General features: G+C 67.0%; 17 protein-coding genes. 7 read left to right on the top strand and 10 right to left on the bottom strand.

Going from position 1 to position 20,038, the window contains the following annotated elements; all coding sequences use genetic code 11:
- Positions 1 to 20 precede the first annotated feature (20 nt).
- The 3 genes from I3K84_RS00640 (at position 21) to efp (ending at position 2,750) form a co-directional block, all read left to right on the top strand.
- Complete coding sequence (locus I3K84_RS00640) at positions 21 to 920, top strand: LysR family transcriptional regulator (protein WP_196995296.1); 900 nt, start codon at positions 21 to 23, stop codon at positions 918 to 920.
- Positions 917 to 2,029 carry an elongation factor P maturation arginine rhamnosyltransferase EarP gene (gene earP, locus I3K84_RS00635; RefSeq protein ID WP_196995295.1) on the top strand — a complete coding sequence of 371 codons (1,113 nt, stop codon included), beginning with the start codon at positions 917 to 919 and terminating at the stop codon, positions 2,027 to 2,029. The genes I3K84_RS00640 and earP overlap by 4 nt, the downstream gene beginning before the upstream one ends.
- A 166-nt stretch (positions 2,030 to 2,195) precedes the next feature.
- Entirely contained in the window at positions 2,196 to 2,750 is a 555-nt protein-coding gene (gene efp / locus I3K84_RS00630) for an elongation factor P (protein WP_011806028.1), read from the top strand.
- Between the two features lie 114 nt (positions 2,751 to 2,864).
- On the opposite strand, the gene I3K84_RS00625 is transcribed toward efp, so the two are convergent.
- The 4 genes from I3K84_RS00625 to ppsA all read right to left on the bottom strand — a co-directional run bounded on the left by I3K84_RS00625 (position 2,865) and on the right by ppsA (position 8,279).
- A complete protein-coding gene (locus I3K84_RS00625) occupies positions 2,865 to 3,332 on the bottom strand; it encodes a hypothetical protein (protein WP_041836050.1) in 468 nt (155 codons plus the stop codon).
- A gap of 138 nt (positions 3,333 to 3,470) precedes the next feature.
- On the bottom strand, positions 3,471 to 5,558 hold the full coding sequence (locus tag I3K84_RS00620; RefSeq protein ID WP_196995294.1) for a VC_2705 family sodium/solute symporter: 2,088 nt from the start codon (positions 5,556 to 5,558) through the stop codon (positions 3,471 to 3,473).
- Positions 5,551 to 5,868: a DUF4212 domain-containing protein gene (locus I3K84_RS00615; RefSeq protein WP_172207429.1), complete on the bottom strand. Its 318-nt coding sequence runs from the start codon at positions 5,866 to 5,868 to the stop codon at positions 5,551 to 5,553. Before I3K84_RS00615 ends, I3K84_RS00620 begins: the two co-directional genes overlap by 8 nt.
- A 20-nt stretch (positions 5,869 to 5,888) precedes the next feature.
- Positions 5,889 to 8,279: a phosphoenolpyruvate synthase gene (ppsA, locus tag I3K84_RS00610; RefSeq protein WP_172207431.1), complete on the bottom strand. Its 2,391-nt coding sequence runs from the start codon at positions 8,277 to 8,279 to the stop codon at positions 5,889 to 5,891.
- 223 nt (positions 8,280 to 8,502) lie between these two features.
- Between ppsA and I3K84_RS00605 the strand changes: the two genes are divergently transcribed.
- Positions 8,503 to 9,333: a pyruvate, water dikinase regulatory protein gene (locus I3K84_RS00605; RefSeq protein ID WP_011806033.1), complete on the top strand. Its 831-nt coding sequence runs from the start codon at positions 8,503 to 8,505 to the stop codon at positions 9,331 to 9,333.
- A gap of 100 nt (positions 9,334 to 9,433) precedes the next feature.
- Here I3K84_RS00605 and ahpF read toward each other — a convergent pair whose 3' ends face one another.
- Together ahpF and ahpC are read right to left on the bottom strand one after the other, a co-directional pair.
- A complete protein-coding gene (ahpF, locus tag I3K84_RS00600; protein ID WP_103738042.1) occupies positions 9,434 to 10,990 on the bottom strand; it encodes an alkyl hydroperoxide reductase subunit F in 1,557 nt (518 codons plus the stop codon).
- 105 nt (positions 10,991 to 11,095) lie between these two features.
- Entirely contained in the window at positions 11,096 to 11,659 is a 564-nt protein-coding gene (ahpC, locus tag I3K84_RS00595) for an alkyl hydroperoxide reductase subunit C (protein ID WP_047350525.1), read from the bottom strand.
- A 237-nt stretch (positions 11,660 to 11,896) separates the two neighbouring features.
- Between ahpC and bfr the strand changes: the two genes are divergently transcribed.
- The 3 genes from bfr (at position 11,897) to flhC (ending at position 13,588) form a co-directional block, all read left to right on the top strand.
- Complete coding sequence (gene bfr, locus I3K84_RS00590) at positions 11,897 to 12,373, top strand: bacterioferritin (RefSeq protein WP_011806036.1); 477 nt, start codon at positions 11,897 to 11,899, stop codon at positions 12,371 to 12,373.
- 304 nt (positions 12,374 to 12,677) lie between these two features.
- Positions 12,678 to 13,007, top strand: coding sequence for a flagellar transcriptional regulator FlhD (gene flhD, locus I3K84_RS00585; protein ID WP_011806037.1), 330 nt, complete (start codon positions 12,678 to 12,680; stop codon positions 13,005 to 13,007).
- A 41-nt stretch (positions 13,008 to 13,048) separates the two neighbouring features.
- On the top strand, positions 13,049 to 13,588 hold the full coding sequence (flhC, locus tag I3K84_RS00580) for a flagellar transcriptional regulator FlhC (RefSeq protein ID WP_011806038.1): 540 nt from the start codon (positions 13,049 to 13,051) through the stop codon (positions 13,586 to 13,588).
- An 81-nt stretch (positions 13,589 to 13,669) separates the two neighbouring features.
- On the opposite strand, the gene I3K84_RS00575 is transcribed toward flhC, so the two are convergent.
- The 4 genes from I3K84_RS00575 to ppc all read right to left on the bottom strand — a co-directional run bounded on the left by I3K84_RS00575 (position 13,670) and on the right by ppc (position 19,993).
- Positions 13,670 to 14,224, bottom strand: coding sequence for a FlgO family outer membrane protein (locus I3K84_RS00575; RefSeq protein ID WP_231403379.1), 555 nt, complete (start codon positions 14,222 to 14,224; stop codon positions 13,670 to 13,672).
- Between the two features lie 14 nt (positions 14,225 to 14,238).
- The gene (locus tag I3K84_RS00570; protein ID WP_231403378.1) at positions 14,239 to 14,838 is read right to left on the bottom strand and encodes a hypothetical protein; all 600 of its coding nucleotides are present in this window, start codon (positions 14,836 to 14,838) and stop codon (positions 14,239 to 14,241) included.
- A gap of 112 nt (positions 14,839 to 14,950) precedes the next feature.
- Positions 14,951 to 17,134, bottom strand: a complete 2,184-nt coding sequence (gene yccS, locus I3K84_RS00565; RefSeq protein ID WP_196995292.1) for a YccS family putative transporter — start codon at positions 17,132 to 17,134, stop codon at positions 14,951 to 14,953.
- A gap of 9 nt (positions 17,135 to 17,143) precedes the next feature.
- Entirely contained in the window at positions 17,144 to 19,993 is a 2,850-nt protein-coding gene (gene ppc, locus I3K84_RS00560) for a phosphoenolpyruvate carboxylase (protein ID WP_196995291.1), read from the bottom strand.
- Between the last annotated feature and the right edge of the window lie 45 nt (positions 19,994 to 20,038).

Genomic DNA, 20,038 nt, shown 5'->3' with positions numbered 1-20,038 from the left:
CCGCAGTACCATCGCCGCCCATGAAGCTCGACCCGGTCTCCCTGCGCCTGTTCGTCGCGGTGATGGAGGAAAACGCCATCGCCCGCGCCGCCGCACGCGAACACATCGCACCCTCCGCCGCCAGCCGCCGCCTGGCCGAGCTGGAGGACGCGCTGCGCGTGGAGCTGTTCACCCGCAGCAACCGCGGCACCGAGCCCACGGCCGCGGCCTACGCCCTGCTGCACCTGGCGCGCGGCGTGCTCAACGACCTGGACGGCATCGCCACGCAGATGCAGGACTTTCGCGCCGGCGTGCGCGGCCACGTGCGCGTAGTGGCCAACATCTCGGCCATCACGCAGTTCCTGCCGGGCGAACTGCAGCGCTTCATGGCCGCGCACCCGCAGGTCGATGTGCGGCTGCAGGAGCAGATCAGCACCGCCGTGGCGCAATCGGTGGCCGAGAACGCAGCCGACGTGGGCATCCTCAACCACGGCAGTTATGGCGAGCGCGTGAGCCTGCTGCCCTACCGCGAGGACGAGCTGATCCTCATCGTCCCCGCAGGCCATGCGCTGGCGCGCCGCCGCAGCGTGCGCCTGGCAGACGCCCTGGCCTGCGACTTCGTGGGTATGCATCCGGGCAGCGCCATCAACAACCTGCTCACACGCGCCGCGGCCGAGCAGGAGATGCCGCTCAAGCTGCGCATTCAGGTCACGAGCTACGACGCCCTGTGCCTGATGGTGTCCGCCGGCCTGGGCGTGGCCGTGCTGCCGCGCGGCAGCGCCCAGATCTACCGCGGCACACTGGCCCTGCGCGCCATCACGCTGGATGAGCCCTGGGCACGGCGGCGGCTGTCGCTGTGCGTGCGCTCGGAGGAGTCGCTGTCCAGCGTCGCACGCTTGCTGGTGGACCACCTGCGCGCCGGCGCCCAGGAGGCGCCATGATGAAGGCCTCCGCCCACCTGCGCTGGGACATCTTTTGCCAGGTGATCGACAACTTTGGCGACATCGGCGTGTGCTGGCGCCTGGCGGCCGATCTGGGCAGCCGCGGCCACCGCGTTCGCCTGTGGGTGGATGACGCCAGCGCTCTGGCCTGGATGGCGCCGCAGGGCGCACCTGGCGTACAGGTGCTGCCCTGGCCCACGCAGGCGCCCGCAGACGGGCCTGGCGACGTGGTGGTGGAGGCCTTCGGCTGCGAGATTGCTCCGCAATTCATAGCTGCCATCGCTCACCACACAAACGCTACAGGCCCAAAACCCTTATGGATCAACCTGGAGTACCTGTCGGCCGAGGCCTATGTGGAACGCTGCCACCGGCTGCCGTCTCCGCTCATGAGCGGCCCGGGGGCAGGCCTGACACGCTGGTTCTACTACCCCGGCTTCACCGAGCGCACGGGCGGCCTGCTGCGTGAGCCAGACCTGCTGGCGCGCCAGGCCGCGTTCGACCGCACCGCCTGGCGCGCCGGCCACGGCATCGGGGCAGATGAAGTCGCCATCTCGCTGTTCTGCTACGAACCACCCGCCCTGCCCCAGCTGCTGGCGCAATGGCAGCCGCGCAGCGACGTGCGGCTGCTGGTCACGCCCGGACGTGCCACGGCGGCCGTGCGCCAATGGCTGCAGCAGTTTGAGAGTCAAAAAAGCCTCCAAGGCTCATACAGCAAGCGCGAGCAGCTATCAATTTCATATCTGCCACCCTGCCCTCAGCCGGCCTTTGACGAAATGCTCTGGGCCTGCGACCTGAACTTCGTGCGCGGCGAGGACTCGCTGGTGCGCGCCCTGTGGGCGGGCCAGCCGTTCGTGTGGCAGATCTATCCGCAGCACGACGATGCGCACCACGCCAAGCTACTGGCCTTCCTGGACTGGCTGCACGCACCAGCGTCGCTGCGGCGCTGGTCGGCCCTCTGGAACGGTCTGGAGACCCGCAGCGAGTTGCCGCCGCTGGACGCGGCCACCCTGGGCGAATGGCGCGCATGTATACAGTCCGCGCGTGCGCGGCTGCTGGCACAGCAGGATTTATTGACCTTACTACTAGGGTTTGTGGCGGAGAAAAGCTAGAATCCCTGGTTTTGCGCCATTCGAAGGCGGCACTCGCGTGCCCAGCCGGCGCCCCCGCCGCGGAACATGCGCCGGGGTGGAAGGCGGCCCAGTTCACGCAAACGCCTGGGCCACGCCCGCCCGCCCCGACTTGTGGAGCGGTCAACCTTTCCTTCCCAAGCAAGCCATGAAAATCGCTCAAGAAATCCGCGCCGGCAACGTGATCATGCAGGGCAAAGACCCCATGATCGTGCTGAAGACCGAATACGCCCGCGGCGGCCGCGGCGCCGCTACCGTGCGCATGAAGCTGAAGGCGCTCCTGTCCAACATGGGCACCGAAGTCGTCTTCAAGGCCGACGACAAGATCGACAACGTGATCCTGGACAAGAAGGAGTGCACCTACTCCTACTTCGCCGACCCGATGTACGTGTGGATGGACGCCGAGTACAACCAGTACGAAGTGGAAGCCTCCAACATGGGCGATGCCATCAGCTACCTCGAAGACGGCATGGCCGCCGAAGTGGTGTTCTACGACGGCAAGGCCATCTCCGTGGAACTGCCCACCAGCGTGGAGCGCGAGATCACCTGGACCGAACCCGCCGTGAAGGGCGATACGTCCGGCAAGGTGCTCAAGCCCGCGAAGATCGCCACCGGCTTCGAAGTGGCCGTGCCGCTGTTCGTGGACCAGGGCGACAAGATCGAGATCGACACGCGCACGGGCGAATACCGCAAGCGCGTCTAAGAACACCTTGCGTCCGGCTGCGGACGCTGTTCATGCAAGGGGAGCGTGTCATGCACGCTCCCTTTTTTATTGAGGACTGGGTGGGTCCGGCAGGGGCCACGCCCAGCGCCGCATTCACGCGAACAACGCCCTCTCCAGCCTGGTGTACTTGGCGTCTCCCACGGCCTCGCGGATCTTGGGAGCCAGCGCCGCCAGATCCTCATACCCTGCAGCCCCCTCGACCGCCAGATTCAGGCGGAAGCCCTTCAGCCCAAGGCTGGCGGTAAGTTCGGTGGCGATCGGGTAGGCGGCCTGATAGCGCTCGCGCTGCGTGCGCCCCGTGCCATCGACCTGCACCTCGGCGCCGTCCGCCGGCGCTGTGGCCGCGGGTGCCGGCGCTCCCGGTCCGCTCTCCAGCAACCCCTGGTCGATCATGAGCTGCACGTCCTCGCGCGAGATGCCCATGGCCGCCGTGGCCGTCAGCACCTGGTCCAGGGTGCGCTTGCCGTCGAACAGGATGAAGGCTGAGCGCTGGCGCGGCGACAGCGCACCCTGGCGATCCTTCAGCGCCAGTTGCCCAGCCGGTGTCTTCACGAGAATCATGCCCACCTCTTCGCTTGGTACGTGATGGAAAAGCGGCATGGAACGCCGCACGAGCCCAGCGTCGCACGAATGTGACCATTTGTGAATGAGGTCAAACCGCAGGTCGCCCGTGGGCGCTCAGCCGCGGGGCGCGGCGCGCTACAGCCCGTCCGCGGGCACCGGCCGCACGTGGCCCGGCCGCGTGGCCAGGCTGACGCTCCACGCCACAGCCAGGCCCACCGGCACGCCGAAGACCCCGGCCGAAATCGGATGGATGCCGAACCACAGGCCATCGACGAGCAGCGCGGAAGGCACCCATTCGCGCACGCTGTCCACCTGCGCCAACAGGTAATACACCGTGACGGACAGGCCGGCGAGCATGCCGGCCACCGCGCCCTGGCGCGTAGTACCGCGCCAGAAGATGCCCAGCACCATCGCGGGCACGAAGGCCGATGCAGCGATGGAAAACGACGCCGACACCATGGGCAGGATTTCCGACGGCTTGAGCGCAGCCACGAACGCCGCAGACAGCCCCACGGAGAGCAGCGTGAACTTGGTCAGGATCACCCGCTGCTCGGGCGACGCCTTGCGGCGCGTTTCCTGGTGGTACAGGTCGCGCACCAGCGCGTTGCTGATGGTGAGCAGCAGGCCATCGGCAGTGGACAGCGCAGCGGCCAGCCCGCCCGCGGCCACCAGGCCGGAGATCACGTAGGGGAGCCCGCCGATCTCGGGCGTGGCCAGCATGATGAGGTCGGCCCCGAAGCGGATTTCGCCGAACTGCACGATGCCGTCGCCGTTCACGTCCTCCACGGACAGCAGCGAGGCGTCCACACGCGCCCATTGCGCCATCCAGTTGGGCAGTTGGTCGAAGCTGCTGCCCACAAGGTTGTTCATGACCTCGAACTTCACCAGCACGGCGAGCGCCGGCGCACTCAGGTACAGCAGTGCGATGAAGAACAGCGACCACGCGACCGACGCGCGCGCGCCCGCCACCGAGGGCACCGTGTAGTAGCGCGTCAGCAGGTGCGGCAGGCCGGCCGTTCCCACCATCAGGCAGAACATCAGCGCCAGGAAGTTGCGGCGCGCATCGTCGAAGGTCTGGCGCTCCTGCGGGGTGCCCTGCGGATCGCCCGCAAACGCCTGGCTGTGGCGCGGCAGGCCGCCCATGGCGCGGGCACGCTCATAGTTGTCGCGCATCTCGCGCGTCCAGCGATCGCGCGCGGCAGCCTCGTCGCGCGGCATGGAGGCCAAATCCCGGCTGGCGGCCACGATCAGCCCCACGTCGGCGTTCTGGGCGCGCAGGCGCTGGATGCGCTCGCGCGCCGCTTCGCGCTCCCGCGCGAGTGCGGCGGGCACGTCGGCCAGCCGCGCCTTGTAATCCTCGGCGCGCTGCAGGTAGGCCGCGACCACGTCTTGCTCGACCTCGGAAGCCAGCAGCCCGCCCTCCAGCGTGGCGATCTTGCCGATCTGTGCTCCCGCCACCACAGGTGCAACGGGGTTGCCGAGCTGCTTGTACGCCAGCCACGACACCGGGATCAGGAACGCCAGCAGGATGACGATGTACTGCGCCACCTGCGTCCAGGTGATGGCGCGCATCCCTCCCAGGAACGAGCACAGCAGCACGCCGCCCAGGCCGAGCATGATGCCGATCTCGAACTGCACCCCGGTCAGGCGCGAGGCGATCAGCCCCACGCCGTAGATCTGCGCCACCACGTAGGTGAAAGAGCACAGCACGGCCGACAGGGCCGCGATGATGCGTGGCCAGCGCCCGCCAAAACGCACCTGGAAGAAGTCCGGAACGGTGTAGAGGTTCATCGCCCGCAGGTGCGGCGCGATGAGCATGGCCACGAGCACGAAGCCGCCCGTCCAGCCCAACAGATAGGCCAGCCCGCCCGGCTGCTCCGGCGTGCCCGAGAAGCCCTGCAGATACAGCGCGCCCGACAGGCTGATGAACGAGGCCGCGCTCATCCAGTCCGCGGCGGCGGCCATGCCGTTGTAGAACGGCGGAATGCGGCGGCCCGCCACGTAGTATTCGTCCGCATCCGTGGTGCGGCCGTACACGCCGATGGCGGCGTAGGCCATCACGGTGAGAAACAGGAAGATGGGGCCAATCCACTGGCGCGACAGCCCGCGCTGCTCGGCCCAGGCCATCAGGGCCACGAACCCCAGCAGCCCCGCGATGTACAGCGCCACGATGCGGTTCAGGCGCGCCATGTAGCTGCGCCCCTCGCCGCCGCGTTCAATCATGGGGTGGGGCTGTGGCAGCGTCGCGCTGCGCCGCCATGTCCTGCCGTTCGAAGTAGCTCATGGCGGCACAGTAAACGCAGACGATGCCAATGAACATCAGGACTGCCCCCTGGGAGGCAATCCAGTAGCTCAACGGCCATGGACCCACCAGGAATTGCAGGTCGCGCGCGAAGTAGCCGGTGCCGAACGACACCAGCACCCACATGAGCAGCAGGCCCGCCTTTAGCCACAGGTGGCGTGCATCGTGCAGGTCGGGGGCAAAGGGCGCCCCCTCGATCTCTTCCTGCGTGAGCGACCGGCGGTGGGGCATGGCCTGCGGCTGCGGCGCGGTCAGCGCGCCAGTTGCTGCCAGGTATCGATCACGCTGTCAGGGTTCAGCGAGATCGACGTGATGCCCTCGCGCGCCAGCCACTGGGCAAAGTCGGGATGGTCGCTGGGGCCCTGCCCGCAGATACCGATGTACTTGCCCTGCGCGCGGCACGCCTTGATGGCCAGGTGGATCAGCGCTTCCACGGCCGGGTCACGCTCGTCAAAGTCGGCGGCCAGCAGTTCCAGGCCCGAGTCGCGGTCCAGGCCCAGGGTGAGCTGGGTCAGGTCGTTGGAGCCGATGGAGAAGCCGTCGAAGTACTCCAGGAAGCGCTCGGCCAATATCGCGTTGCTCGGGATCTCGCACATCATGATGAGCTTGAGCTCGTTCTCGCCGCGCTGCAGGCCGTGCTGTGCCAACAGCTTGGTGACGCGCTCGGCCTGGCCCAGCGTACGCACGAAGGGCACCATGACCTGCACGTTGGTCAGGCCCATGTCGTTGCGCACGCGCTTGATGGCCTCGCACTCCATGGCGAAGGCCTCGCCGAAGTCCTGGCTCACGTAGCGCGCTGCGCCACGGAAGCCCAGCATGGGGTTCTCTTCCTCGGGTTCGTAGCGGCTGCCGCCGATGAGCTTGCGGTACTCGTTGGACTTGAAATCCGACAGGCGCACGATGACGGGCTTGGGCCAGAACGCGGCGGCGATGGTCGCCACGCCCTCGGCCACCTTGTCCACGTAGAACGCGCGCGGGCTGGCATGGCCGCGCGCCACGCTCTCCACGGCCTTCTTCAGGTCGGCATCCACGGCGGGGTAGTCCAGGATGGCCTTCGGGTGCACGCCAATGTTGTTGTTGATGATGAACTCCAGGCGCGCCAAGCCCACGCCTTCGTTGGGCAATTGGGCGAAGTCGAAGGCCAGCTGCGGATTGCCCACGTTCATCATGATCTTGGTGGAGATGGGCGGCATCTCGCCGCGCTGCACCTCGGTCACCTCGGTCTCGAGCAGGCCGTCGTAGATACGGCCGGTGTCGCCCTCAGCGCAGCTCACGGTGACCAGCGTGCCGTCCTTGAGCACGTCGGTGGCGTGGCCGCAGCCCACCACGGCCGGAATGCCCAGCTCGCGCGCAATGATGGCCGCGTGGCAGGTGCGCCCGCCCCGGTTGGTCACGATGGCGCTGGCGCGCTTCATCACCGGCTCCCAGTTGGGGTCGGTCATGTCGGTGACCAGCACGTCGCCGGGCTGCACCTTGTCCATCTCGGCGATGTCGTTGACCAGTCGCACCGGGCCGGTGCCGATCTTCTGGCCGATGGCGCGGCCTTCGGCCAGCACCGGGCCGTGGCCCTTGAGCTTGAAGCGCTGCTCGGCCTGGCCCTTGGCCTGGCTCTTCACCGTCTCAGGGCGCGCCTGGAGGATGTAGAGCTGGCCATCAGTGCCGTCCTTGCCCCACTCGATGTCCATGGGGCGGCCGTAGTGCTGCTCGATCACCAGCGCGTAGTGGGCCAGTTGCTCGATCTCGTCGTCGGTCAGCGAGTAGCGATTGCGCAGCTCGGTTGCCACCTCGGTGGTCTTCACCAGCTTGCCGCTGGCGGCCTTTTCCTGCGCCGTGGAGAACACCATCTGGATCAGCTTGGAGCCCAGGTTGCGGCGGATCACGGCCTGCTTGCCGGCCTGGAGCATGGGCTTGTGCACGTAGAACTCGTCGGGGTTCACGGCGCCCTGCACCACGGTTTCGCCCAGGCCGTAGCTGGAGGTAATGAACACCACGTCCTCGAAGCCGCTTTCCGTGTCGATGGTGAACATCACCCCGGCCGCGCCCAGGTCGGAGCGCACCATGCGCTGCACGCCCGCCGACAGGGCCACCACGTCATGGGCAAAACCCTTGTGCACGCGGTAGGAGATGGCGCGGTCGTTGTACAGCGACGCGAACACTTCCTTCATCTTGTGCAGCACGGCTTCGATGCCCACCACGTTCAGGAAGGTCTCCTGCTGACCGGCAAAGGAGGCATCGGGCAAGTCCTCGGCCGTGGCGGAGGAGCGCACGGCGAAGCTGGCCTGGTCGTTACCCGCCGACAGCGCGGCAAATGCCTCGCGCACGGCCTTTTCCAGGTCGGCGGGGAACGGCTGGCTTTCCACCCAGCCGCGAATCTCGGCGCCGGCCTCGGCCAGCGCGCGCACGTCGTCCACGTCCAGCGCGGCCAGGCGCTGGCTGATGCGGTCGTGCAGGCCTTCGTACTTGAGGAACTCGCGGAACGCATGCGCGGTGGTGGCGAAGCCCGTGGGCACGCGCACCCCCTGGGGCAGTTGGGAGATCATCTCGCCGAGGGAGGCGTTCTTGCCGCCAACGACCTCGACGTCGCTCATTCTCAGGTTCTCAAACGGTACGACCAGGGCGGTCGCCTCGAAACGTGCAGACATGGGAAAGCTCCAGAGTTTAAAAACCGGTCTGCGCCCACCGTCGCGTCAAGGGAAGGCGGGCAGTCGTCGCTCATGCAGCGGCCACGGCTTTGCTGTTGTGGTTGTGGGCCGGCGCGGTGCATGGGGAGAAATTGGGAATAATGGGCGCCATTGTAGGCGGGCTGCCCGCCGCAGCGCACGCGCCATCGCATCACCACGCTCTCCTTCCCGCTCTTCCTTTCCCATGCTTGCCACGCACACGCGCACCGTGTTCTATATCTCCGACGGCACCGGCATCACGGCCGAGACCTTCGGCAATGCCATCCTGGCGCAGTTCGACATCCGCCCGCGCCACGTGCGCCTGCCCTTCATCGATACCGAGGACAAGGCGCACCAGGTGGTGCGCCAGATCAACCACACGGCCGAGCTGGAGGGCAAGAAGCCCATCGTGTTCACCACGCTGGTGAACATGAGCGTGCTCAAGATCATCGAGGACGGCTGCAGGGGCATGCTGCTGGACATGTTCGGCACCTTCATCCGCCCGCTGGAGTCCGAGCTGGGCGTGAAGTCACACCACCGCGTGGGGCGTTTCTCGGACATCAGCGTGTCCAAGGAATACAGCGACCGCATCGAAGCCATCAACTTCAGCCTGGACCACGACGACGGCCAAAGCCACCGCGACCTGTCGGGTGCGGACGTGATCCTGATCGGCGTGTCGCGCAGCGGCAAGACGCCCACGAGCCTGTACCTGGCCATGCAGTGCGGCCTGAAAGTGGCCAACTATCCACTGATCCCCGAGGACTTCGAGCGCCGCCAACTGCCGCCCGCACTGGTGCCGCACCGCAAGAAGATCTTCGGCCTGACGATCGACCCGCAACGGCTGTCGCAGATCCGCAATGAGCGGCGCCCCGGCTCCCGGTACGCCGATCTGGTGAACTGCCGCAACGAGGTGGCCGAGGCCGAGGCGATGATGCGCCGCTCGGGCATTCGCTGGCTGTCCACCACCACCAAGAGCATCGAGGAGATCGCGACCACCATCCTGCAGGAGGTGCGGCCGGAACGGCTGCAGTACTGACCGCCCCTGCATCAAAACAAAAACGCCCCGAAAGGCGCTTTGTTTTTGATAGCTATCAGCGCTTGACCGGTAAGCGCTAAAGGCCAATTTGGCTTAGATATCAGTGGCGAATCAGGTGGTCGAAGGCCGACAAGGCCGCCGTCGCGCCCGCCCCTGCGGCGATGATGATCTGCTTGTACGGCACGTTGGTGCAGTCTCCCGCGGCGAACACGCCCGGCACGTTGGTGTGGCCCCGGGCGTCGATGATGATCTCGCCAAAGCGCGTCAGGTCCACCGTGCCCTTGAGCCAGTCGGTGTTGGGCAACAGACCGATCTGCACGAAGATGCCCTCGACCGCCACGGTCTTGGCCTCGTCCGTCGTGCGGTCCTTGTAGGTCAGGCCGGTGACCTTGCTGCCGTCGCCATTCACTTCCGTGGTCTGGGCGTTCAGGATGACCGTCACGTTGGGCAGGCTGCGCAGCTTTTTCTGCAGCACGCCATCGGCCTTCAAATCGCTGGCGAACTCCAGCACCGTCACGCTCTTGACGATGCCGGCCAGGTCGATCGCGGCCTCCACGCCCGAGTTGCCGCCGCCGATGACCGCCACGTCCTTGCCCTTGAACAGCGGGCCGTCGCAGTGCGGGCAGTACGTCACGCCCTTGGTGCGGTACTGCTCCTCGCCCGGCACGTTCATGTTGCGCCAACGCGCGCCGGTCGACAGGATCACGGTCTTGCTCTTGAGCGTTGCGCCGTTTTCGAGTTCGATTTCCACCAGGCCGCCTTCGGTTGCGGCGGGCTTGAGGGCCTTGGCGCGCTGCAGGTTCATCACCTCGACGTCGTAGTCGTTCACGTGCTGCTCCAGCGCGATGGCGAACTTCGGGCCCTCGGTCTTGCTCACCGAGATGTAGTTCTCGATGTCCACCGTATCCAGCACCTGGCCGCCGAAACGCTCGGCCACCACGCCGGTACGAATGCCCTTGCGCGCCGCATACACGGCGGCCGCGGCACCGGCGGGACCACCGCCGACCACCAGCACGTCGAACGGCTCCATGGCATTGAGCTTGGCGGCCACGCGGGCATGGGCGCCGCTGTCGATCTTGGCGACGATCTCCGCCAGCTCCATGCGGCCCTGGCCGAAATTCTTGCCGTTCAGGAACACCGTGGGCACGCCCATGATTTGGCGTTCCTTGATCTCGTCCTGGAACACGGCGCCGTCGATGGCCGTGTGCGTGATGCGCGGGTTGAGCACGCTCATCAGGTTCAGGGCCTGGACCACGTCGGGGCAGTTGTGGCAGGACAGCGAGTAGTAGGTCTCGAAATGGAAATCGCCGTCCAGGTTCTTCACCTGCTCCAGCAGGTCCGCTGATTCCTTGGAGGGATGGCCGCCCACCTGCAGCAGCGCCAGCACCAGCGAGGTGAACTCATGGCCCAGGGGGACGCCCGCGAAACGCACGCCGGTGTCCACGCCGGGGTTGGTGATCAGGAAGGACGGCTTGCGCACGGGCGCGTCGTTCTTCTCGACCACGGTGATCTTGTCGGAGAGGGAGCGGATCTCCTGGAGCAGCTCCCGCAGCTCTTGGGAAGTGGCGCCATCGTCCAGCGTGGCGACCAGCTCCACCGGGCGCTGCAGGCGCTCCAGATAGGCTTTCAATTGGGCTTGGAGGTTGGCGTCGAGCATAGGGTTACTCCTAATCAATCTAGTTATGGGCAAAAAAAACCCGGGCGCCTGGCACCCGGGCGTCTTGGTCAGCCGCCGCGGCGGCTGAACGCGGCTGGTGCCAGCTTAGATCTTGCCGACCAGGTCCAGCGAAGGAGCCAGCGTCTTGGCGCCCTCTTCCCACTTGGCGGGGCACACTTCACCGGGGTGGCTGGCCACGTATTGGGCAGCCTTGACCTTGCGCAGCAGATCGGCGGCGTTGCGGCCGATGCCTTCGGCGGTGATTTCCATCGCCTGGATCACGCCCTGGGGGTCCACGATGAACGTGGCGCGGTCTGCCAGGCCCTGGCCTTCGCGCAGGCAGTCGAAGTTCTGGCTGATCTGCCAGGTGGGGTCGCCCAGCATGGTGTACTTGATCTTGCGGATCGTGTCGGAGGCGTCATGCCATGCCTTGTGCACGAAGTGCGTGTCGGTGGACACGGAGTACACCTCAACACCCAGCTTCTGCAGCTCGTCGTAGTGGTCGGCCACGTCGCCCAGCTCGGTGGGACACACGAAGGTGAAGTCGGCCGGGTAGAAGAAGAACACGGCCCACTTGCCCAGGACGTCCTTCTCGGTCACTTCGATAAACTTGCCGTTCTTGAAGGCTTGCGCCTTGAAAGGCTTGATAGTGGTGTTAAGCACGGACATTGCTGTTTCCTCTTACTTAGGTTGATGGGCTAGAACAAGACTGAAGTCTAGGCCGGATCGAATGATAAATCCAATAAATTGAACACATCAATTGAATTGATATTGACTATCGGCTCATTCCATTCGAGAACACGACTCAGCATCACACGCAGGCAAAGCCTGCATGCAGGGGCATTGTCTTGCCCCCTGGTGCCAGGGTCATGACAATGCCCCTTTCTGACTGAAAGGAGAAGCCCCATGAAAGGCGACGCGCAAGTCATCGCACACCTGCAGGCCCAGCTGAAGAATGAGCTCACGGCCATCAACCAGTACTTCCTGCACTACCGCATGCTCAAGCACTGGGGCTTCGACAAGCTGGCCAAGAAGGAATACGACGAGTCCATCGGCGAGATGAAGCACGCCGACCGGCTGATGGACCGCATCTTCATGCTGGACGGCCTGCCCAACCTGCAGGACCTGGCCAAGCTGCAGGTGGGCGAAGACGTACCCGAGATCCTGGAATGCGATTTGCGCGCCGAGCGCGGAGCGCAGGCCACCATCAAGGAAGGCATTGCCTACTGCGAGTCCGTACGCGACTATGTCTCGCGCGAACTGCTGGAAGACATCCTCGAAGACACCGAAGAGCACATCGATTTTCTGGAAACCCAGATCGAACTGGTCGCCAAGGTCGGGCTGCAGAACTACCTGCAGTCCCAGATGGGCGACGCCGACTGAGCCAGGCGCCAGGCGCCTGACACGGTGCCTTCCACCCTGCGCACGACCGCGTGCACTCCATCCAACGGGCTGCGGCCCGTTTTTTCATGCCTGTATCGGCGAAACCACCACCGCAAACACGCGCCACACGCCGACGCCGCTGTAAGGCAAATTCCTACAAAGGCTGCTCATCCGCCAGACGCCACGCAGCGCCGAACCCCGACTTAATTTCTTTTTGCCCCGGTTTCACAATCCATTTCATCGGATCACGCAACACATGCAACGTTATGCAACGCAGTGATCCCCTCTTGGAAAGGATTGCCCCATGACCTCCGAACAACTGCTCGCCGAAATCCGCGAAGCCAACCTCACTTACCTGATGCTGGCGCAGACCCTGATCCGCCAAGACAAGGCCGAAGCCGTTTTCCGTCTGGGGCTGAACGAAGAAGCGGCCGACATTCTGGCATCGCTGTCCGCCGCACAGGTGCTCAAGCTGGCCTCGCGCAACACGCTGCTGTGCAGCTTCCGCGTGGACGACGAACTGGTGTGGAGCCTGCTGACCAGCCACAACACGCCGCGCAAAGCCGCCAGCGAAGCCACCAACACGCTGCACGCCAACATCCTGATGGCCAGCCGCGTCTCCGAAGTGCTCTGAAGTCCCACGCCAGCGTTCTCCTCTTCCTCCGAAAGCCTGCCATGTCCGCACCCGCCAAGAGCGTTCTCAACGAATCCAAGCAAATCGAACGCGCCGCCATGCTGATCGAGATGGGAGCCCGCATGCAGGTGCTGGAGTCCGAGACCACGCTGTCGTACGAACGCCTGATCCGCCTGTACAAGGAGATCGCGGGCAAGTCGCCGTCCAAGGGACAGCTGCCCTTCTCCACGGATTGGTTCCTCACCTGGCAGGAGAACATCCACAGCTCGCTGTTCCTGAACATCTACGAATACCTGTCCAAGGGCGTGAGCCTGGACGCGGTGGAGCTGCTCACCAAGGCCTATCGCCTCTACAACGAGCAGGTGGCCGCGGCGCAGATCGACCCGCTGCTGTCCTTCACGCGCGCCTGGCGGCTGGTGAAGTTCGTGGATGCCGGCATGCTCACGCGCACCAAGTGCTCGCAGTGCGGCGGCCAATTCGTCACCGAGCTGTACGAGAACCGCCACTACACCTGCGGCCTGTGCAACCCGCCCGCACGTGCCGGCAAGAGCAAGAGCGCCGGCGCACTCACGCTGCACTAATTCAAGTCAAAATGGCTTCTAGCGCTTACCCATCAGGCGCTAACAGCTATTAAATAAATAGCATAACGGCGCGGCAATGGGCTACCGGCCCGCCAGCAGACCGCGCACGTTGGCATCCATGGGCAGTGCATAGTCGTGCGCCGCCAGCACCGCGTTGCCCGCGCCCACCAGCTTCAGGCTCACGTAAACCGCCTGCGACGCCACCGCGTAGGTGCCCACCAGCACGGCCTGGGCCGCCTGGGCGCGCGCCACCTCCTGTGCGTTCCGCGACAGCAGCAGCTCGCCCTGTCCGGGACGCATCGCCAGGGTCTCGCGCATGCGCAACTCGGTCACGCGCAAGCCGCGCTGGGCCAGCCGGCCCGCCAGTTGCTCGGTCACCAAGCGCCCCAGGCGCGAAGATTCATCCAACCGGTCCAACTGCACCACCGTTCCCACCAGCACAGGGGTGCCGGGGTCCAGCGGCACTTGCAGCAACAGCGCATCCGCGGCGCCGTGGTTGCTGGCCATCAGGTCCACGGGGTCGCTGCTGGCCGCAGCGCCGTAGTAGTAGCGTGCGCAGCCCGGCAGGGCCAATGCGCTGGCGGTCAGCACCGCTGCCAGCAGCACGCGCCGCTGTATTCCAATGCGTTGCGTCATGCGGTCTCCCTCCTTCATGGCACGACCCGCCAGGTCGTGAGGGGCCCCGGCGCCGCAGCGGGGCGCTGGTACAGCGGTGCGTCCGGCTGCGCGATCGTGTACACGTCAGATGTGCGCACCAGCACCCGGCCCTCGCTTTCCAGCGACGTGACGACCAGCACCTCGGTGCGCATCGGCACACTCGCGTCCGCATGCGTTGCATTGCGCCGCACGTACACACCTTCGGCCAGGCGCTGCAACGGCGCCGCGGACGCCGCACCCGCGTGGTGCTGCACCAGCTGGGTGCTGGCCCACAACCGCAGGGCTGCGGGTTCGGTGGTTACGGCGATGCCCCGCTCCACCAAATGCGTGACCAGCAACTCGCGAAAGCCGCGCTGAAAGTCGGAGGCCTGGGGGGCCATCTCCACATGGATCGGGTGCTGCCCTGCGGGCCACGCACGCAGCCGGTCGGCCACACGCGCCGCCACGTCGGCAGCCAGCACGTCCCATTGGCGGACTGCGTTCACCGCCTGTTGCTCCGTGGGCGCGTGCGCCCCCTCCGGCGTCGCGCCGTGCAGCGCCGTTGGCAGGGGCGCGCAGCCGGCCGCCAGCCCGGCCAGGACGCAGAAGGCCAAAACCCGGTTTCTCATGATCGAAGAATATGTATTGCGTGACGATCGGCCATGCTAGCCGGTGCGCCTGCGCGCCAAGGGTGGAACAAGACGGGCTTTGCGGGCCAGATCAGCCTCAGGCCGCCGCGCCCTGCCCGGCAAGCGAGCGCACCGCGGCCCGCAGCGGCGCCACCTGCCGGCACACCAGCGCCAACTGGGCCTGCACGAGCGACAGGCCGTCGCCGGAGGCATCGGCCGCCTGCTCCAGCGCCAGCGCCAACCCCTCGGCAGCGCCATCCTCCTGCGCCAGCGCATGCCGCCCGCGCAGCGCCTGGGCCATCTGCTCGATCTGGTTCGCGGCCTCACGGGCGGCGCGCTCTGCCAACGAATCGGCCGCCACGTCGGCCGGCAGACCGCGGTGCGCACCCAAGGCCGACAGATAGCTCAACAGCGTATGCGAGAGCACCAGCAACTGCAGTCCCACGCGCGCGTGGCGGCGCACCCAGCGCGGCTCCAGCAGCATGTGCGACAGGGCGGCGGACAGGGCCGCATCGGCGTTGTGCGCCACGCGGCGCGCCAGGCGGTAGTCCAGGTCGTCGTCCTTGCCCGTGGCGTACTGCGACATGATCTCGCGCAGGTACAGCGCATGGGCCTCCAGCGCCTCGGCCGCAACGGCACCCAGGCGCTTGCCCTGCCAGTCAGGCAATACCAGAAACATGGCGGCCGCCGCGATGAGACTGCCGATCACCGTATCCAGCAGGCGCGGCAGGATGAGCGTGTAGCCTTCGCCCGTGGTCTGGTTGAAGCACAGCAGCACCATCAGCGTGATGGCCGCCGTGGCCAGCAGGTAGCGCTGGGTGCGCGTAAGGAAGAACAGCACCCCCGCCGCCACGGCCAAGAGCGCCTGCAGGGTCGGGCTGGGGAACAGCTCCAGCAACGCCCAGCCCGCCACCAGCCCCAGCGCGGTGCCCAGCACGCGCCGCGCCACGCGGGACACGGTGGCCCCATAGGTCGGCTGGCAGACGAACAGCGTGGTCAGCAGGATCCAGTAGCCATGCCGCGGGTCCGTGAGCTGCATGGCGGCATACCCCGCGGCCAACGCCAGCGTGAGGCGCACCGCATGCCGAAACAGCACCGAGCGCGCATGCAGCTGCGCACGCACGCGGCCCCACGCATCGGCCAGCGAGCGCGGCGTGCGGTCGAACAATGCGATGTCCCCCAGCACCGCGTTTTGCATGGGCAGCGTGGCAGTGGTGAGTTGCGCGTCCAGCGTGCTGAGGTTGCGCGCCAGCGCGCGCAGCGAGCGCAGCGGGCGCTGCCAGGCGCTCTGGCCCTGGCGCTCCAGGTAAGTGATGGAATCATGCAGGTCTGCCAGTGCCTGCGCATGCCCCGCATCGCGTACCAGCGGGCGGCGCCGGCGCAGTGCTTCACCCAGTTGCGTGCAGGCCATGCCCTGCAGCGTGAGGACGCGCTGGCAGCGGTACAGCACATCGCTGTGAAAGAGCACGTCCGCCCATTCGTTGTAGTGGTAGTGTGAGGAGCTCGCGCGCTCGTGAATATCCTGGGCGATGAAATACAGGTTGAGCAGTTGCAGCAGCCGGCCCTGGGGCGGATGCGCGTCCATGCGGCTGAACAGGCTTTCCTTGGCGCTGTTGAGCGCCGCCACCACGCGCGCATTGGTCTGTGCCAGCGCCAGCCGCCTTTGCTGCACATCCACGCCGCGCACAGGCTCGAAGACGCTGGCCTTGAGCCGCAGGTAGGCGCCCAGCTCCTCGTACAGCGCAGCCATGCCATGCCGCAGGGGCAACAACGGCGTGAGCACACACCACGCCAGCGACAACAGTCCGTACCACCCCGCGCCCGCCAGCAGCAGCGCAGGCATGCGCCACCAGGGCTGCGTGTCGCCCGCACCCTGGGGCACGCTGAGGGCCGCATACAGCGCCAGGATCACCGTGGCCGAAGCGATCGCGCGGTAGCGCCCGCCGACCGCGCCCAGCAATGTGAAGACGAAGCTGCACGCCAGCAGCACCACCAGGAACCACAGCGGCTGGTCCACGAGCGCCGCCACCGGGAAGGCCACCAGCGCGAAGCACGCCAGTGTGACCACCAGCGCCTTCAGGCGGCCGCGCCAGCTGTCATCCGTCTCGGCCAGCGCAGACGCGAGCACGCCCAGGAACAGCGGCACCACCAGGTCCACCTGGTGCGTGCCCCAGCTCCAGGCCATGGCGCCGCCCAGCGCGAGCAGCACGCGCAGGCCGTAAGCCCAGGCGACCTGCGCGCCCAGGCGTTGCAGCCACTGCGCCGTGATGCCGTCTACCACGCCCGTACCTCAGCCCGTGTTGCGCAGCCCCGCGGCAATGCCGTTGATGGAGATGTGAATGCCGGTCTGCACGCGCTCGTCGCCCTGACCCGCGCGCCAGCGGCGCACCAGCTCCACCTGCAGGTGGTGCAGCGGGTCGATGTAGGGGAAGCGGTGCCGTATGGAGCGCGCCAGCGCCGTGTTGGCCGCCAGGCGCTGCTTTTCCCCCGTGATGCGCGTGAGCGCGTCGGCCGTGCGCTGCCATTCGGCCTCGATCACACCGAACACCTTCTTGCGCAGGCGCGCATCGGCCACCAGCTCGCTGTAGCGCGAGGCCAGCGCCAGGTCGCTCTTGGCCAGCACCATGTCCATGTTGGACAGCAGCGTGCGAAAAAACGGCCACTGCCGGTACATCTTCTGCAACAGCGCCAGCTGGGCCTTGGGGTCCTTGCCCGGTGCATGCGTGAAGGCATCCACCGCCGCGCCGAAGCCAAACCATCCCGGCAGCGTGAGGCGGCACTGGCCCCAGCTGAAGCCCCAAGGAATGGCGCGCAGATCCTCGATCTGCTGGCTGGCCTTGCGGCTGGCCGGGCGCGAGCCGATGTTGAGCTCGGCAATCTCGCGGATCGGCGTGGAATTGAAGAAGTAATCGGTGAAGCCCGGTGTCTCGTACACCAGCGCGCGGTAAGCCTCCATGCTGGCCTGCGAGAGCTGCTCGGCCGCTTCCAGGAAAGCCTTGGTGGCGGACTTGGTGGGTTGCAGCAGCGTGGCTTCCAGCGTGGCGGCCACCAGGGTCTCCAGATTGCGCCGGCCGATCTCGGGGTTGGCGTACTTGGAGGCGATCACCTCGCCCTGCTCGGTCAGGCGGATCTGCCCGCGCACGGTGCCGGGCGGCTGCGCCAGGATGGCCTGGTAGCTGGGCCCGCCGCCACGCCCCACCGTGCCGCCACGACCGTGGAACATGCGCAGCTGGATGGGCGCGCCCGCCTGGGCGGCGTTCATCTCGTCGAACAGCGCCACCAGCGCGATCTCGGCGCGGTACAGCTCCCAGTTGCTGGTGAAAATGCCGCCGTCCTTGTTGCTGTCGCTGTAGCCGAGCATGATGTCCTGCTCGGCCCCGCTGGCGCGCACCAACTGCGCGATGCCAGGGATCGCGTAGAACTCGCGCATGATGGGCGCGGCATTGCGCAGGTCCTCGATCGTCTCGAACAGCGGCACCACGATCAGGTCCGCCCTGGCGCCCGTGTCCAGCGTGCCTTGCAGCAGGCCCACCTCCTTTTGCAGCAGCAGCACCTCCAGCAGGTCGCTCACCGTCTCGGTGTGGCTGATGATGTAGTGGCGGATGGCGTCGTCGCCATAGCGCTCGCGCATCTGGCGCGCGGTCTCGAAGATGGCGACCTCGCCCGTCGTGTGCTCGGAATACGGCGCCCCCACCACGCGCAGGGGCCGTGCGTCACACAGCAGGCGCAGCAGCAGCGCGCGGCGCGCGGGCTCGGGCAGGGCCTCGTAGTCGGACTCCACCCGGGCGGTGGCCAGCAGTTCGGCCACCACGCGCTCGTGCTGGTCGGAGCTTTGGCGCAGATCCACCGTGGCCAGGTGGAAACCGAACACTTCCACTGCGCGCATCAGCGGGCGCAGGCGTTCGCCCACCAGGGCCACACCGCGGTGCGAGCGCAGCGAAGCCTCGATCACGCGCAGATCGGCCAGGAAGTCGCCCGCGCTGGCGTACGCATTCTGTGGGGCTACGGCATGGCGTGCAGCCTCGCCGCCCGTCAAATCCCTGAGCGTGGCGGCCAGGCGCGCGTACACGCCCGTGAGTGCGCGGCGGTAGGGTTCGTCGCGGCGGTGCTCGCTGGTGTCGGGCGAGCGTGCGGCGAGCTGCAGCATCTCGGCCGAGACCTGCACCAGGTTGCTGGAGAGCGACAGCTCGCGCCCCAGGTGATGCACCTCGGTCAGGTAGTGGCGCAGTGCCACCTCGGCCTGGCGGCGCAGGGCCAGGGCCAGCGTGTCGGCGCTCACGTTGGGGTTGCCGTCGCGGTCGCCGCCGATCCACTGGCCCATGCGCAGGAAGCTCGCCACGGGGTGGCTGCCGCCCAGCTCGCGCTCCAGCTCGGCATAGATCTTGGGGATCTCGTGCAGGAAGGTGTATTCGTAGTACGAAAGGGCGTTCTCGATCTCGTCGGCCACGGTGAGCTTGGAGTAGCGCAGCAGCCGCGTCTGCCACAGCTGGGCCACGCGCGCGCGCAGCTGCGCCTCGTTGGCGGCCAGCTCGCGCGGGGTGAGCGTGTCCTTCGCGCTGTTGTAGAGCTGGGCGCGCGCCTGGATATCGTCGCGCTGGGAGAGCAGCAGGGCGATCTCCCGCTCCGCGTCCAGGATGCTCTTGCGCTGCACCTCGGTCGGGTGGGCCGTGAGCACCGGCGCCACATAGCTGGTGGCCAGCGTCTGCGCCACGGTGCGCGGCGCGATGCCGGCCCAGCGCAGGCGCGCCAGCGCCACCTCGATGCTGCCCTCCTGCGCGCTGCCCGCGCGCTCGTGCACGGCGCGGCGGCGGATGTGGTGGCGGTCCTCGGCCAGGTTGGCCAGATGGCTGAAGTACGTGAAGGCGCGGATCACGCTCACCGTCTGGTCGCCCGTCAGGCCCTTGAGCAGCTTCTTCAGCGCCTTGTCGGCCTCGTGATCCGCGTCGCGCCGGAAGGCCACTGACAGTTTGCGGACCTGCTCCACCAGGTCATAGGCGGCCACGCCCTCCTGCTCGCGGATCACGTCGCCCAGGATGCGCCCCAGCAGGCGGATGTCCTGGATCAGCGGCAGGTCCTTGTCGGTCTTGCGGGCGGGCGCCGGCGCCGCGGCGGCGTCGGTCTTGCGGGCGGGGGCGGTCATGCGCAAAGGTCTCCTGGCGCGCCGATGGGATGGTTGATGGAATGG

The organism is Diaphorobacter sp. JS3051 (assembly GCF_015832135.1).
In the GTDB taxonomy this organism is placed as follows: domain Bacteria; phylum Pseudomonadota; class Gammaproteobacteria; order Burkholderiales; family Burkholderiaceae_C; genus Diaphorobacter; species Diaphorobacter nitroreducens.
This window is presented reverse-complemented; position numbering and strand designations above follow the sequence as displayed.

Excerpts from the sequence above, each read along its gene's own strand:
- I3K84_RS00640 (WP_196995296.1), top strand. The coding sequence starts at position 21 with ATGAAGCTCGACCCGGTCTCCCTGCGCCTGTTCGTCGCGGTGATGGAG.
- earP (WP_196995295.1), top strand. The coding sequence starts at position 917 with ATGATGAAGGCCTCCGCCCACCTGCGCTGGGACATCTTTTGCCAGGTG.
- efp (WP_011806028.1), top strand. The coding sequence starts at position 2,196 with ATGAAAATCGCTCAAGAAATCCGCGCCGGCAACGTGATCATGCAGGGC.
- I3K84_RS00625 (WP_041836050.1), bottom strand. The coding sequence starts at position 3,332 with ATGATTCTCGTGAAGACACCGGCTGGGCAACTGGCGCTGAAGGATCGC.
- I3K84_RS00620 (WP_196995294.1), bottom strand. The coding sequence starts at position 5,558 with ATGATTGAACGCGGCGGCGAGGGGCGCAGCTACATGGCGCGCCTGAAC.
- I3K84_RS00615 (WP_172207429.1), bottom strand. The coding sequence starts at position 5,868 with ATGCCCCACCGCCGGTCGCTCACGCAGGAAGAGATCGAGGGGGCGCCC.
- ppsA (WP_172207431.1), bottom strand. The coding sequence starts at position 8,279 with ATGTCTGCACGTTTCGAGGCGACCGCCCTGGTCGTACCGTTTGAGAAC.
- I3K84_RS00605 (WP_011806033.1), top strand. The coding sequence starts at position 8,503 with ATGCTTGCCACGCACACGCGCACCGTGTTCTATATCTCCGACGGCACC.
- ahpF (WP_103738042.1), bottom strand. The coding sequence starts at position 10,990 with ATGCTCGACGCCAACCTCCAAGCCCAATTGAAAGCCTATCTGGAGCGC.
- ahpC (WP_047350525.1), bottom strand. The coding sequence starts at position 11,659 with ATGTCCGTGCTTAACACCACTATCAAGCCTTTCAAGGCGCAAGCCTTC.
- bfr (WP_011806036.1), top strand. The coding sequence starts at position 11,897 with ATGAAAGGCGACGCGCAAGTCATCGCACACCTGCAGGCCCAGCTGAAG.
- flhD (WP_011806037.1), top strand. The coding sequence starts at position 12,678 with ATGACCTCCGAACAACTGCTCGCCGAAATCCGCGAAGCCAACCTCACT.
- flhC (WP_011806038.1), top strand. The coding sequence starts at position 13,049 with ATGTCCGCACCCGCCAAGAGCGTTCTCAACGAATCCAAGCAAATCGAA.
- I3K84_RS00575 (WP_231403379.1), bottom strand. The coding sequence starts at position 14,224 with ATGACGCAACGCATTGGAATACAGCGGCGCGTGCTGCTGGCAGCGGTG.
- ppc (WP_196995291.1), bottom strand. The coding sequence starts at position 19,993 with ATGACCGCCCCCGCCCGCAAGACCGACGCCGCCGCGGCGCCGGCGCCC.